Origin of the sequence: Myroides sp. 1354 (genome assembly GCF_030324495.1) — a bacterium.
In the GTDB taxonomy this organism is placed as follows: Bacteria; Bacteroidota; Bacteroidia; order Flavobacteriales; family Flavobacteriaceae; genus Flavobacterium.
Window position 1 is genome coordinate 561,252 of sequence record NZ_JACAGN010000001.1, and the last position, 14,243, is coordinate 575,494.

General features: G+C 35.5%; 16 protein-coding genes. 13 read left to right on the top strand and 3 right to left on the bottom strand.

Features of this window, described 5'->3' with window-relative positions:
* The first annotated feature begins 160 nt into the window (after positions 1–160).
* The 4 genes from HX004_RS02495 to HX004_RS02510 all read left to right on the top strand — a co-directional run bounded on the left by HX004_RS02495 (position 161) and on the right by HX004_RS02510 (position 4,399).
* A complete protein-coding gene (locus tag HX004_RS02495; RefSeq protein WP_286440742.1) occupies positions 161–1,477 on the top strand; it encodes a hydroxymethylglutaryl-CoA reductase, degradative in 1,317 nt (438 codons plus the stop codon).
* A gap of 5 nt (positions 1,478–1,482) precedes the next feature.
* Positions 1,483–2,394: a GYDIA family GHMP kinase gene (locus HX004_RS02500; protein WP_286440743.1), complete on the top strand. Its 912-nt coding sequence runs from the start codon at positions 1,483–1,485 to the stop codon at positions 2,392–2,394.
* A 418-nt stretch (positions 2,395–2,812) separates the two neighbouring features.
* Entirely contained in the window at positions 2,813–3,547 is a 735-nt protein-coding gene (locus HX004_RS02505; RefSeq protein WP_286440744.1) for a YqjF family protein, read from the top strand.
* Positions 3,548–3,724: 177 nt separating this feature from the next.
* Positions 3,725–4,399, top strand: a complete 675-nt coding sequence (locus HX004_RS02510; RefSeq protein WP_286440745.1) for a carboxypeptidase-like regulatory domain-containing protein — start codon at positions 3,725–3,727, stop codon at positions 4,397–4,399.
* Positions 4,400–4,402: 3 nt separating this feature from the next.
* Here HX004_RS02510 and HX004_RS02515 read toward each other — a convergent pair whose 3' ends face one another.
* Positions 4,403–4,804 (bottom strand): hypothetical protein, encoded by a 402-nt coding sequence (locus HX004_RS02515; RefSeq protein WP_286440746.1) that lies wholly within the window; start codon positions 4,802–4,804, stop codon positions 4,403–4,405.
* Complete coding sequence (locus tag HX004_RS02520; protein WP_286440747.1) at positions 4,804–5,379, bottom strand: hypothetical protein; 576 nt, start codon at positions 5,377–5,379, stop codon at positions 4,804–4,806. The genes HX004_RS02515 and HX004_RS02520 overlap by 1 nt, the downstream gene beginning before the upstream one ends.
* 119 nt (positions 5,380–5,498) lie before the next feature.
* Here HX004_RS02520 and HX004_RS02525 point away from each other — a divergent pair, with 119 nt between their 5' ends.
* Together HX004_RS02525 and HX004_RS02530 are read left to right on the top strand one after the other, a co-directional pair.
* A complete protein-coding gene (locus tag HX004_RS02525; RefSeq protein WP_286440748.1) occupies positions 5,499–6,713 on the top strand; it encodes a BaiN/RdsA family NAD(P)/FAD-dependent oxidoreductase in 1,215 nt (404 codons plus the stop codon).
* A 6-nt stretch (positions 6,714–6,719) separates the two neighbouring features.
* On the top strand, positions 6,720–7,205 hold the full coding sequence (locus tag HX004_RS02530) for a PH domain-containing protein (protein ID WP_286440749.1): 486 nt from the start codon (positions 6,720–6,722) through the stop codon (positions 7,203–7,205).
* Positions 7,206–7,402: 197 nt separating this feature from the next.
* Here the strand turns inward: HX004_RS02530 and HX004_RS02535 are convergent, their stop codons facing one another.
* The gene (locus HX004_RS02535; RefSeq protein ID WP_286440750.1) at positions 7,403–8,023 is read right to left on the bottom strand and encodes a hypothetical protein; all 621 of its coding nucleotides are present in this window, start codon (positions 8,021–8,023) and stop codon (positions 7,403–7,405) included.
* Positions 8,024–8,241: 218 nt separating this feature from the next.
* Here HX004_RS02535 and mvaD point away from each other — a divergent pair, with 218 nt between their 5' ends.
* The 7 genes from mvaD (at position 8,242) to HX004_RS02570 (ending at position 14,191) form a co-directional block, all read left to right on the top strand.
* Entirely contained in the window at positions 8,242–9,333 is a 1,092-nt protein-coding gene (gene mvaD, locus HX004_RS02540; RefSeq protein ID WP_286440751.1) for a diphosphomevalonate decarboxylase, read from the top strand.
* Positions 9,334–9,384: 51 nt separating this feature from the next.
* The gene (locus tag HX004_RS02545) at positions 9,385–9,783 is read left to right on the top strand and encodes a hypothetical protein (protein WP_286440752.1); all 399 of its coding nucleotides are present in this window, start codon (positions 9,385–9,387) and stop codon (positions 9,781–9,783) included.
* A gap of 32 nt (positions 9,784–9,815) precedes the next feature.
* Positions 9,816–10,409 carry a penicillin-binding protein activator LpoB gene (locus HX004_RS02550; RefSeq protein WP_353619999.1) on the top strand — a complete coding sequence of 198 codons (594 nt, stop codon included), beginning with the start codon at positions 9,816–9,818 and terminating at the stop codon, positions 10,407–10,409.
* 11 nt (positions 10,410–10,420) lie between these two features.
* Positions 10,421–11,845 (top strand): COG3014 family protein, encoded by a 1,425-nt coding sequence (locus HX004_RS02555; RefSeq protein WP_286440754.1) that lies wholly within the window; start codon positions 10,421–10,423, stop codon positions 11,843–11,845.
* Positions 11,846–11,850: 5 nt separating this feature from the next.
* Positions 11,851–12,204: a cysteine-rich CWC family protein gene (locus tag HX004_RS02560; protein WP_286440755.1), complete on the top strand. Its 354-nt coding sequence runs from the start codon at positions 11,851–11,853 to the stop codon at positions 12,202–12,204.
* A 73-nt stretch (positions 12,205–12,277) separates the two neighbouring features.
* On the top strand, positions 12,278–13,216 hold the full coding sequence (locus HX004_RS02565) for a mevalonate kinase family protein (RefSeq protein WP_286440756.1): 939 nt from the start codon (positions 12,278–12,280) through the stop codon (positions 13,214–13,216).
* A gap of 51 nt (positions 13,217–13,267) precedes the next feature.
* Positions 13,268–14,191, top strand: a complete 924-nt coding sequence (locus HX004_RS02570; RefSeq protein WP_286440757.1) for a geranylgeranylglycerol-phosphate geranylgeranyltransferase — start codon at positions 13,268–13,270, stop codon at positions 14,189–14,191.
* Positions 14,192–14,243: the final 52 nt, after the last annotated feature.

Consider the following 14,243-nt stretch of genomic DNA (forward strand, 5'->3'; position numbering starts at 1 on the left):
AATTTCGGGATTAGGAGTAAGGAATAAGTAAACACAAAGGTATTGGTAGACCATGGCAATTGAGTTATGTCTGATGGAATTTATCGTTTTTTTCTTTTCTACGAACACCTTTCCAATAACCCAATTGAATCACTTATCTTTGTAGTTAAAATATTTTATCATGATAGGGAGTATAAATGGGTTTTCTAAACTAAACAAGGAAGAGAAAATCAATTGGATAGCAAAAACATATTTAAACAACCAAGAAGCGGTCGTAGATTTAATCAAGCAGTATTGGAATTCAGATGAAGAGTTACAAAAACTACACGATGAATTTATCGAAAATACGATTACGAATTTCTACTTGCCTTTTGGAGTTGCTCCCAATTTCTTAATCAATGATAAGTGGTACACCATTCCCATGGTGATTGAAGAAAGCTCTGTAGTGGCCGCAGCTTCTAAAGCAGCAAAGTTTTGGGCGGATCGAGGAGGATTCAAGGCAACGATTTTAAATACAGAAAAAATTGGACAAGTGCACTTTATTTACAAAGGAGATAAAGAAAAACTAAATCAATTTATTCACGATATACAAGGAGTATTCTTAGAGGATACATTTTCGATTACACAAAACATGCAAAAACGCGGAGGAGGAATCCTCAAGGTGACTTTGCGCGATAAAACAGCAGATATTCCCAACTATTATCAACTGCACGTTACTTTTGAAACGAAAGATAGCATGGGGGCGAACTTCATCAATTCGTGTTTGGAGCAAATGGCAACAACATTAAAACGTGAAGCTTTGGTTTATCCTGCATTTAATACAGAGGAGAAAAACATTGATGTAGTGATGAGTATTTTGTCAAACTACGTTCCAAATTGTGTGGTTAGAGCTGAAGTTTCTTGTCCTGTTGCTGAATTAAAATCAAGTGATATTCAAGATCCCGTACTTTTTGCTGAGAAATTTGTACAAGCGGTCCGCATAGCTGAAATTGAACCTTTTAGAGCGGTAACGCATAACAAAGGAGTGATGAATGGAGTAGATGCTGTTGTATTAGCTACTGGAAATGATTTTAGAGCCATCGAAGCTGGAGTTCACGCCTATGCTGCAAGAGATGGACAATACTGCAGTTTGTCTCATGCGTCAATCGAAAATGGAATTTTTAAATTTTGGATTGATTTACCTTTAGCAGTTGGAACTGTAGGAGGATTAACGTCTTTACATCCAATGGTAAAAATAGCATTACAAATGTTGCAAAAACCATCAGCAACACAATTGATGCAGGTTATAGCAGTAGCAGGTTTAGCTCAAAATTTTGCTGCAGTGAAATCATTGACTACAACAGGAATTCAACAAGGACATATGAAAATGCACTTGATGAATATTTTAAATCAATTTAAAGCGACAGACGAAGAACGCATAAAAGTAGTTGCTCATTTTGAAAAAAATGTAGTTTCTCATAGTGCCGTGGTAGAATTGTTAGAAACGCTTAGAAAATAGTTTAGATGGATTTTTACAGCCCTGGTAAGTTGTTGATTGCTGGTGAGTATGTTGTTTTGGACGGAGCAAAAGCCTTTGCTTTGCCTACTGCTCAGGGACAATCAATGCACGTTGAGTCAATAGAAGAAGCTGTATTGTATTGGACGAGCTATGATGTAGATGGAAAAATTTGGATGCAAGAACAAGTTGCAATGGATCAACTGCTCAATCACGAAGAAATAAAAGGTAGCGCACACCTTCAAACCTTGGTCGAAGTATTGAGGGCTGCTCACAATCAGAATCCAGCGCTTTTACAAGGTGGGGGAGGATTTAAGGTAAGGTGTAAATTAACTTTTCCTCGTTTGTGGGGATTGGGAACTTCTTCTACTTGGATTAATAATGTAGCGCAGTGGTTTGGAATTAACCCCTATCAATTATTACAAGAATCATTTGGTGGAAGTGGGTATGATATTGCTTGTGCACAACATAAAAGCGCTTTGTTTTATCAACTAACTGATCCGATTCATCCTCGTGTTGAATTGGTCGAGTTTCAACCTGTTTTCAGCAAGAAGATATACTTTGTTTATTTAAACGAAAAACAAAGTAGCAAAGAGGCGATTCAGTCTTATCGCACTAAAAAAGGACTCTTATCGACAGAGATTAAGCGAATCTCCGAAATTAGTCAGGCGTTAGTAACAGCTCCATCAGCGTCCGTTTTTGGGCAACTGATTCGCGAACACGAAACAATTGTTGGTCGTATCCTAGATATTCAACCCATTCAAACGCGTTTGTTTCCCGATTTTAACGGGGCAATAAAAAGCCTAGGGGCTTGGGGCGGAGACTTTATTCTCGTACTGTCAGATGAGGATCCAACCGCCTATTTTGCGGGAAAAGGTTATGCTACAGTTTTGCCTTATGAACAAATGATTGCACAGTAAAAATAGATAAAAAAAACGCCTTGTTTATCTTGGCGTTTTTTGCGTTTTATAGGTTCTGTATTGGCGTTTCTTAAAAGATAAAGTGGGAAGAATAACCTAGTTTTAAGGTTTTACTACGGATCCTGAACGAGATACTTTGTTTGACAAACAGATTAGTTGGTTTTTGATGTTTTCCCTAGGTATTATTGAAAAATAAGGGTTTACACAGGTTAAGCGAGGTGATTTTAGTGGAATTTAGTATATTTATACTGTTTTAATTCGTTGATAACTGATTTAGTTTCCGAATGTGTTCAATTGTATGATAATAGCTTTAGGTATGAGCAATATAGGAAGAAGCTATTGAGAAAAAGGCATCTTATGGGGTGCCTTTTTTGTGTCAATCTCTTTTCTTTTGATTATCTTTAGATGAAAAGATAAAATGAACAAAATCAAAGAAATTATGTCGGCGGTCAACCATAGACCTTGGGCTTTGCCCGCTGGATCTTGGAGCTATTATCAAGAATGGAATCGCTTGCTATTTCTGCATTTTGAAGTGCCTTTTGAGGTCTTACGTGCTTTAGTTCCCGCTTCACTTGAATTAGATGCCTTTGAAGGTAAATACTACATCTCCGTAGTGCCTTTTACCATGGAAAAAATCCGTCCTCGTTATTTACCCGCAGTGGGATTTATCTCTAATTTTGATGAAATTAATGTGAGAACCTATGTGAGTAAAGAAGGAAAAGCAGGGGTTTACTTTTTGAATATTGAAGGTGGAAAATCGCTTTCTGTTTTTGTTTCCAAGCAACTATCGGGATTGCCTTATGAAAAAGCAATCATGAAACGAAAAGAGGAGAGGTATGCTTCTTCAAATCCAAAGAAGAAATTTCAATTCGAAGCAAATTATACTATAGGAGAAAAAGCACATCAGAAGACTCCCTTACAAATATGGTTAACAGAACGCTATTGTTTATATGTGTACGTCAATAATAATTTGTATCGCTATCAAATTCACCATAAAGAATGGGAATTAAAAACAATCACTTTTGAACAACTTAAAGTCGATTATCAATTGGCAGGTATTCATTTGACGGAAGCAAAAGTAATCTCCCCAAATTATTCGGATGGCATTCAAGTGGTCGCTTGGAGTAAAGAAAAAGTGATGAACGAGGAGTGAGTTTGTTGTTTGTTGTTTGAATTTAAACGCCTAACAATCCACGACTCACGACTCACGACTCACGACTCACGACTCACGACTCACGACAAACGACTCACGACAAACGACTCACGACAAACGACTCACACCTTACATCTCACCATCACACCACCTCTCCCACTCAAAAAAACATTACCTATGGCAAAATACATCATTCAAATACCCAAACCGTGTTCCGAAGATTGGAACCAAATGACTCCTTTAGAAAAAGGGCGTTTTTGTGTGAGTTGTGAAAAGGAAATCTATGATTTTTCTACTTATACCAAACAAGAATTTATTAATCGAATCAAGAAAGGTGATAAGTTATGTGGAAGAATACCAGTGAAGTTCTTAAATACTGAATTGAACGATGATTTATATGAAACAAAAGGTTTTCGGTTCAATGGATTGGTAGCGACTTTTGTAAACTTATTAATACTAACTGCTGCTACAACTGTACAAGCACAAGAAAAAAGAACAACTGAACAGTTGTCTTTTAGGATGGACCAAAGCAAAAATGAGAATGAATCTATACTAAGTCAGGAAAGAGTTTTGAAAGGTGTTGTTGTGGATGAAGAAAAGAATGCTTTACCTGGAGCTGTTGTTGCTATTTTTGATACCGAATACAAAGTAGAAACGGATGTATTTGGCAAATTTGAATTCGTTATACCAGAAGATAGTGGGAAGCAATTAGATCTCAGCGTATCGTTTATTGGATTAGATACTCAAATTATAACGGTTACGGATTTTGAAACTGTTCTCGAGATAGTGATGGTAGAGGAAGTGATAGTTATTTTGATGGGAGAACCTACTATATCGAGAAAGAAGAAATAGTAATTAGTCTTTTACTTTTAATTGATTGATTTTATTTTGTCTTGTCCAATCGTGGGTTTGCGTAATTTGATTAATCGTTATATAGAGCAGTAAAGCTGTTTTCTTATACGCTATACTGGTATGGATAACTGTTGTTTGTTCTGCCAAATTAACGAGTAAATCAGCTAGCTCTTCTTGATTGCTGACATCAAAAGAAGGATGTAAAGTAAAGAAGTTGTTTACTTGTTGTGGTGTGCTTAAGGTTAGTAGCACATCTAGGTCAACAGAAGTTTGCTTTTTAAAATTTGAGGGGAAATCTTGAACAACTTGCTCGTTCTTGTCATGAGGAGGTACTTGATTAAAAAAGGCCCTTAAAATAAGAGCCGTTTGTTGTATGAGTCGTAAAATTGTGTCTTGTGTTTCCATTAGCGAACAGGTCTCAGCGTATTGCTGAATGTTACTTTAAAAGGATTGTCCTTGCTGCTGTTCTTCATCACATAGATAAACTTAAACATTTTAGCGTGATCACTTTCAATCGTTACTTCACTATTGGTATAGGTATCAACAATGGTGAAGTCATCTGTATTGTCTACGCGAACCGATTTTGCAATACCATTGGATAAATCACTCATTGTCATTCCTCTGAAGAAGGTTTTACTGCTATTTTTGACTACAATATTCTCTCCTTTGAATCCTTGAGTCAAAATAACAACACTGTATTTATCTCCAGTGGCTTGCATTCCTTGCAAATAGGATTCTTTCGTTTTGTCTGATACAGAGCGAAAGTCGTCTCGTACCTGAGCATAAGCAGGTAAATCAACAACGTCTTTGGCTTCAGGTAATCGATTTTCTTCTTTGATTTCTTCTAAGCGTTCTTCAATAGACAAATCTTTAGATGTGCTGTTGCTACTGTTTTCGCTGTTACTTGAACTACTTCCTGAAGGAACTGATTTACACATAGCAAATAAAACAATCAGGAATAAAAAAGGCAATTTTTTCATAATCTTAATTTTACAATGATAGGGATGCGATTGTAAGTAAGTATCTTTGTGGGTGTAAAGATAATTCTTTCATAGAAAATAAAAAAAGGAACTTTACTTAATGGTTAAATACAGAAGGTATGTATTATGATGTTATACTTGTAGGAGGAGGAGCGGCGGGCTTTTTTACCGCTATTAATATTGCAGAACGCAAACCCAATTTGCGCATTGCAATTGTCGAACGTGGAAAAGAAGTGCTCTCTAAGGTGAAAATATCTGGTGGTGGGCGTTGTAATGTAACTCATGCGTGTTTTATTCCCAAAGATTTAGTGCAATTTTATCCTAGAGGTTCTAAAGAATTATTAGGACCTTTTCATCAATTTTGTAGTGGTGATACGATTGCATGGTTTGAAAAATATGGGGTTGAACTGAAAATTGAAGAAGATGGACGTATGTTTCCCACTACAGATTCTTCTCAAACGATTATCGATTGTTTAACTAAAGCAACTGCTCAATATAAAATAGAGGTATTGCAAGGCATCAGTGTTCAAGGAGTATATCAGAGTGAAAAAGGATGGAAATTAGACACGACCAAAGAGAGTATGACTTGTGCACAATTGGTCTTTACTACAGGGAGTAATCCGAAAATATGGCAAATGATGGGAGAATTAGGACATCGCTTGGTTGAGCCTGTTCCTTCTTTGTTTACCTTTAATATAAAAGACAAGCGCATTCAAGATTTGATGGGAGTATCCACAGAGGCCTCTATTCAAGTAAAAGGAACCAAGCTAGAAGCTACAGGTCCATTGTTGATTACCCATTGGGGAATGAGTGGACCAGGTATTTTGCGTTTATCTGCATGGGGAGCTCGTATCTTAGCAGAGAAAAAATATCAATTTCATATTGTGGTTAATTGGTTGCCGTCCCTAGATCGAGAAGATGTATTGGAACAGCTAAAGAGCTTTAAACAAGAACACGCTAAAAAAATGGTGATTAAAAGGGGATTGTTTGATTTTCCAACGCGTCTATGGGAACGATTAGTACAAGCTGCTCAAATCGAACCAACCAAAACTTGGGCAGACGTCAATAACAAACAAATGCAAGCCCTAGTACTTCAATTGCAAGAAGGAGAATTTCAAGTGAATGGAAAAAGTACATTCAAAGAGGAATTCGTAACGGCTGGAGGAATCGACTTGCGCGATGTGAATTTTAAAACAATGGAAAGTAAAATAAGTGCAGATTTGTACTTCGCTGGTGAAATCCTCAATATTGATGCGATTACGGGAGGATTCAATTTTCAAAATGCATGGACGACTGGTTTCTTAGCTGCTCAAGCCATTGCCTCAAAATTTTAAAAGAAGATGAAATTCAATTATTATAATACAAGTAGTAGTCTATTACTTTTAGTACTGTGTTTGGGACCTTTTTTGTCCACAGGCATTTTTTTTCTCTTAGTAGCTTCAGGTATAGTGAAGTTTGTTGCGGTGTTGCTGTTCTTGCTGTTCTTTGTCTTTTTATACAAAGTACTCTTTATGAAAGTGACCATTGACGAAAAAGGAGTGAGTTATAAAAGCTTATTGAGAGAAAAGTTTCTGCCTTGGTCTGAGGTTAAGGATGTTTTAATCGTCGTAAGAGAACGACGTTCTATTCCCGATTACTATAAATTAGAAGAATGGATACAATCAGGACGTTCTGGAAAAAGTTATTTTTTATTATTTCGCTCAACAAGTGAATTCCCTGCAAATCCGATGTTTATGTTTAGTGCGCCAATCGACGAAGACTATATCAGTGTGCAATCGAGAAAGGAAATTATCGAGAAAATTAATCAATATTATTATCGCTCTTAATCTTTTCTTAAAGAAAATGAAATTGGTGATAACATTGTTGATAAGTTTATTTTAATTTGGTAGTGAATGCAAGTATTTTGCGTTCCTTTGGCAAACACACAACTAATAAATTAGACTGTTTTCAGGATGATTTAAAGATGTATGTAATTTTGTAAGTGCTAATAGAAATATGGAAGGTCTTCCCTTCCATATTTTTTTTATCCCTTTGTCAAAGGGTGATAGATTGCTCTAAGTGATCGTTGATAATCTTTTATGAATCGGGTAATCACAGTTAAGGTGGATAAACCAATCAGTGTTTTCAACGTCCAATTCTCAAATGGAATGAGAATAAAGATTAGAATAAGTGCACTAATTGCTGCATACATGCGAATGTTGTAATTCCTCGCGTTGATGGTCTGTTTGTACAGCCACATAAAAACAAATAAGACGATAATTGTACTGCCCAGTATAAATAAGAATTCCCTCCAATTGGAATTGGTGAAAATAGAATAACCAATAGCTAGCGTACCCGAAAGCAATGCTAAAATTGAATTGGTGCAATCCAATAAGGTAATTGAATTGTTGATGCGCAGTTGAATGATTAAATCTTCTGTTAGTTGTACTGTTGATTGCTTGTCTGTTTTGATTTGCTCTAGAGAAAGGTACTGTTGTGTTTGTCCATCTGTAAAAATTAAATCCGTGGTTTCGTCATCCAACACTAAGTTTGAGGAGGTTGTTCCTGTAATCTCTTTGATGAATTTTGTTTCAGAGTAAATGAAAACAGATTGATTTTCTCTCAATTTGTTTCTTGCGGTCGTTGTAAGGTGCAATTTTACCATGTTTGTATGAGTTTGTGGGTTCGGTGTCAAGCTAATATACTATATGTTTATATAATAAACAACTTACTTCTGTTTTTTTTACATAAAATACATAAAAACTGTAAGGATACTGTAATAAAATTAGTAAAAAGATTGGTTGTAAAGAGTTTTGAAGGATGTAATAGTTAAAAGTTAGTATGTGATAAAAAGATAGTATTTTTGTCAAAATTTTGAAAGGAATGACAAGCGCAACTGATTTTATTTTCGATGTAAATACAGCCAAAGAGCAAACCGTTCAACAAGGGACGTTTACGTGGAGTGCTCCAAGTAATATTGCTCTAGTGAAGTATTGGGGAAAAAAGGAAAACCAAATTCCCGCAAATCCATCGTTGAGTTTTACATTGAGTAACTGTAAGACGATTACCACTTTAGCATATAAAAAGAAAGAAGGAAAGGGAATCACCTTTGATTTGTTTTTTGAAGGTCAGCCGAAAGAGGATTTTAAACCAAAGATTCAAAAATTTTTTGAGCGCATTTTAATGTATTGTCCTTACATTGAGGAATACCATTTTACCATAGATACAACCAATACATTTCCTCATAGTTCGGGAATTGCTTCCTCTGCTTCTGGGATGGCTGCTTTATCGATGAATATTATGTCATTGGAGCAAACCTTGAACCCTTCAATAAACCAAGCGTATTTCTTGAAAAAAGCCTCTTTCTTAGCTCGTTTAGGGTCGGGAAGTGCATGTAGAAGTATTGCTGGAGAAGTGGTTGTTTGGGGGGAACAAAATGAGGTGGTAGGTAGTTCCGATTTATTTGGTATTGAAGCTCCTTTTGAGTTACATGACAATTTTAAAAATTACCAAGATGTCATCTTATTGGTCGATAAAGGAGAAAAACAAGTGTCTAGTACTGTTGGACATGATTTGATGCACCATCATCCTTTTGCACAAGAACGCTTCAAACAGGCACATCAAAATTTAAGTCAATTAAAGTCAATTCTTCAAACAGGGGATGTAAAGCAATTTGTTGCTTTGGTTGAGAGCGAGGCCTTGACGTTACACGCGATGATGATGACCTCAATGCCTTATTTTATTCTGATGAAACCCAATACACTTCAGATTATTGAGCGAATTTGGGCTTTTCGAACGCAAACAGAAATTCCTGTTTGCTTTACTTTAGATGCAGGAGCAAACGTACACGTGCTTTTTCCTGAAAACAATAAAGAGACCGTATTGGCGTTTATTTATGAAGAATTGAGTAAATTTTGTCAGAATGGACATTATATAGTGGATAATTTAGGAGAAGGAGCATTACGAATTAAATAAAAATTGCTAAATTTACAGTAATAAAAAAATGTCTAATAAAAAATTCAAGCTATGAAAAATGTTATAAAGTTATTCGGACTCGTGATATGTAGCTTGTTAACATATCAAGTTAGTGCACAAACTCCTGTTTTTGATCAGAATCCCAACTATCGTGTAAGTATGGAAAAATACATGATGCAAAAAGATTCTCTTTTGGTCAATTTAGGTGAAACCGTTCAGGATACGTATAAAGCGTATGATTGGTATGAAGCCAAACAAGAAAGAAAGGCATTGAAACGTCAATACCGTCACGAAGAGCGCATGGCTCGAGCAAAATATGGACGTAGTTATTATTCAGACTATGGATATAATTACAATTACGGATACAACGGTTATTATAGAAATTATAGCAACTGGAATTGGATGCCGCGTATTGGTTTTAAAACAGGAAATTGGTGGTTCTCTATTTAATGGAAAAAAAATTAATGAATAATAAAAAACGTATGCAAATTAAGAAGATAGCATTAGCTGCAATTTTAGCAGCATCAGGTTTATTTATCACATCATGTGGTCGCCAAGTTACACGTGTTAGCACAGAAGAAACAATCGACTTAAGTGGTAGATGGAATAATTCAGATTCAAGAGAAGTTGCACAACAAATGACAAGACAAGTACTAGATGGTGCTTGGATTGGCAATTTCCAAGATGACAACAACAATAAAAAACCAGTAGTTATCGTCGGAATGGTTTACAATAAAAGCCATGAGCATATTGATGCAGAAACTTTTGTAAAAGACGTAGAACAATCATTCATCCAATCTGGACGTGTGCGTTTAGTACAAGGCGGTAAAAAACGAGATGAATTAAGAGGAGAAAGAGCAGACCAACAAACGAATGCATCTGCTTCTTCAATGAAACAGTTTGGATTAGAACAGGGCGCTGATTTTATGTTGCAAGGTTCAATCAATTCAATCGTGGATTCACACAAAAAGAAAAAAGTTGTTTACTATCAAGTTAATTTAGAATTAACGAATCTTCAAACCAATGAAGTTGTTTGGATCGGGGATAAAAAAATAGCGAAATACGTAAAAAACTAAACTTATAATTGATGGTTTTCAATCGAACCATATCTATAATATCAAAAACATTAGTGCTCTTGGCGCTAATGTTTTTCGTATTTGGATGCGCCTCTTATCACGATAGAATTACGGACTACTACCAGCGTATGCTTCAACAAGATTACGCAGGAGCCGATAATGCTCTAGATAAAAATCAACTACTGCAAAAAACAAGAAATTTACTCTTATTCTATATGGAAAAAGGGAGAGTAGAACATCTGAAAGGCAATTATGCCTTGAGTAATCAATACTTGAATAAAGCTGATCTTTTAATTGAAGATCAAGTGACGAAAGTAGGGGATGTTATGGTAGGCCTTTTCTTGAATTCGATGTCTCAAAGCTATAAAGGAGAAGAATTCGAAATCTTTATGATTCACTACTACAAAGCATTAAATTACTTATACCTCGGACAGTCACAAGAGGCGTTAGTAGAAGCCCGTCGTATTTCGCTTCAAAATTATGAACAAGGTGATAAGTACAACAACAAAACAACACGCTATTCCAAAGATGCCTTCTCTTTAAATTTACAAGGACTTATTTACGAATCTACAGGAAATTACAATGATGCTTTTATTGCTTATAGAAATGCGGTAGAAGTATATCAAAGTGCCAAAGGAGGTTTGTATTATGGTGTGAGCATTCCGGAGAATCTGAAATATGACGTCATGAATATGGCGAATAAACTCGGTTTTACAAGTGATTTGAAGAAGTTTGAAAAAGATTTTTCAATGTCTTTCAAACCCTTTCAAACTTCAGAGGGAGGGGAAGTAGTGGTGTTTTGGGAAAATGGAACAGCTCCTATTAAAGAAGAAGAAAACATTGTTTTTTCTCTAATTAAAGGAGATAGTGGTGCTTTGGTTTTTACCAATGCTTTGGGAGTAATGATTCCGTTGGATTTTGGAATTGCAGGTCATACGGATTTAAGTGATGTTCACAGTGTCAATATTGCCTTTCCTAAATACATTAGTATTCCTGTACCCTATGCAAAAGCACAAGTACAGGTAAACGGTTCGGCTACCTATGCTTTGGAAAAAGTACAAGATATTGATGTTGTAGCTGTTTCTACTTTGCAGGAAAGGGCAGCAAAGGAGCTAGGAAAAATTCTAACGCGATTAGCAGTGAAGAAATCGGCAGAATATGCCGTGAAATCTGTTGCTAGATCCAATGATAATAATGCCGTTTTAGAAGGAGTAGGATTGGGATTGCAATTGTATAATTTGTTTTCTGAAAAAGCAGATACGCGTAATTGGCAAACACTACCTGCTGAAATTAAATATGCGCGTATTCCTTTGAATAAAGGTAAAAATCAACTGAGTTTCGAGTTGCAAAGACCCACAGGGGAAATCGTAAAACAACAAGCAGAAATTGAGGGAGCTGGCAAAATGCAATTCTACAATTTTGCTACGATGAAGTAGAAATTATGACAAAGAATAAAGTGTGTACACACTGTAAAATGCCTATTGATTGTCAACCAGAAGCGATTGAACAATGTTTCTGTTCACAAGTCCACCTCAGTTTGAATACACGAAATTTCTTGCGCAGTTCGTTTCACAAGTGTTTGTGTACAAATTGTCTAGAGAAGATGGAGCAATTGGTTCAGGAAGCTCAAATCAATGAATTTCCGAGAACGAGAAGTGAAATGCTAGAGGGAAAACACTATTATATAGAAAATGGCTATTTTGTTTTTACCGAACTGTATCATTTGCTCAAAGGACAATGTTGTCAAAATGGATGTAGACATTGCGTTTACGGTTTTAAGAATCGTTACTTATAGAAAAAAATACAACAAAATCACCTAAGCGTGAATATTATACGTACCTTTGCAGGGTAAATTACTTTTATAAGCTATGAAAGGACCTTTATTTTATTCGAAAATTCTATTATTCGGAGAATATGGAATTATAAAAGACTCTAAAGGGTTGTCGATTCCTTATAATTTTTATAAGGGAGCCTTGAAAATGGAAGATAACTTAGAGGGATTCGCTAAAAAATCAAACGAGAGTTTGCGCAATTTTGCTGCGTATCTACAAGATATGCAGGAAGCAGAGCCGGCTTTGGTTCAGTTTGATTTGGATCGCTTACAAGCAGAGATCGAAAATGGATTGTATTTTGATTCTAGTATCCCACAAGGATACGGTGTAGGGAGTAGTGGCGCTTTAGTAGCAGCTATCTATGATCAGTATGCATTGGAAAAAATTACAGTTTTAGAGAATTTAAGCAAAGATAAATTACTGAAGTTAAAAGGGATTTTTGGTAAAATGGAAGCATTCTTCCACGGAACAAGCTCAGGGTTGGATCCGTTGAATAGCTACTTAAGTTTACCAATCTTAATTAACTCTAAAGACAATATCGAACCTACAGGAATTCCTTCTCAAAGTTTAGACGGAAAAGGAGCTGTGTTCTTAATCGATTCAGGTATTGTAGGTGAAACAGCACCCATGATTACTATTTTCATGGAAAAATTAAAAGAACAAGGATTTAGAAAAGTGCTGAAAGAAGAATTTATCAAGCATACGGATGCTTGTGTAGAAAACTTCTTAAAAGGAGATTTAAAAGCCTTATTCAACAATACGAAAGAACTTTCTTCTGTCGTGTTCAATCACTTCAAACCCATGATTCCTGAACAATTTCACAATGTGTGGCAGAAAGGAATCGAAACCAATGATTACTACTTGAAATTATGTGGTTCTGGTGGAGGTGGATACATCCTAGGATTTACTCCGGATATTGATAAAGCAAAAGAAACGCTTAAAGATTACAAATTAGAAGTCGTATATCAATTTTAAGCGATACACATAAAGAATGTTATAACCTTTTAATTACAAGAAAAATAAAATATGTTATCTAGGAAAAATAAAATCCTCTTAGCTAAAATATTCAGTTTGTTTTCTGTGGTGAGGGGTTATAACATTTTTGTTATTATTCTAGCCCAATACTTAGCGTCTATCTTTATTTTCGCACCAGAAAAAAGAGCCTTAGATGTTATTCTAGATTGGCGATTATTCCTCATTATATTCGCTTCGGGATTAGCAATTGCATCGGGTTATATTATCAATAATTTTTACGATGCAGAAAAGGATTTAATCAATCGCCCCAATAAGTCAATGTTGGATCGGTTGGTGAGTCAAACAACGAAGTTGAGAGTCTATTTCTTCCTCAATTTTCTATCGGTTTGCATTGTAATCCCTGTTTCAATACATGGGGCTATTTTCTTTGCTGTTTATATTTTTCTCTTGTGGTTTTATTCCCATAAGCTCAAAAAATATCCTATTATCGGTAATTTATTAGCTTCTTTGTTGGCCATGCTGCCTTTCTTTGCCATTCTCATGTATTTTCAATCTTTCCATATTTCTATTTTTGTTCATGCTTTTTTCTTGTACTTGATTATTCTAATTCGAGAAATTATGAAAGATTTAGAAAATATGCGTGGAGATTTTGCGAATAATTATCAAACGATTCCCGTGCGTTTTGGCGAACAAAGAGCCAAAGAAGTCATCACGGCTGTATTTGTATTGGCTTTGATTCCCATCTATTTTATGACGGTTCGATTTGATGTAGGCTATATGATCTACTACTTTTATTTTAGTATTATCATCTTGCTGTTTTTCTTATTAAGGCTGTGGAAATCGAATACGACACAAGAATATCATCAATTGCATTTCTCACTCAAGCTTTTAATTCTATTAGGAGTCTTGTCTATCGTGTTAATCAAACCCAATGTTTTGGCAAGTGGGAAGTACCTTTTAGAAGAGACTTTATAATTAAAAGCTATATTTTTTCGGATATTGAAATAAAAGAAGGAGTTTGTCTATC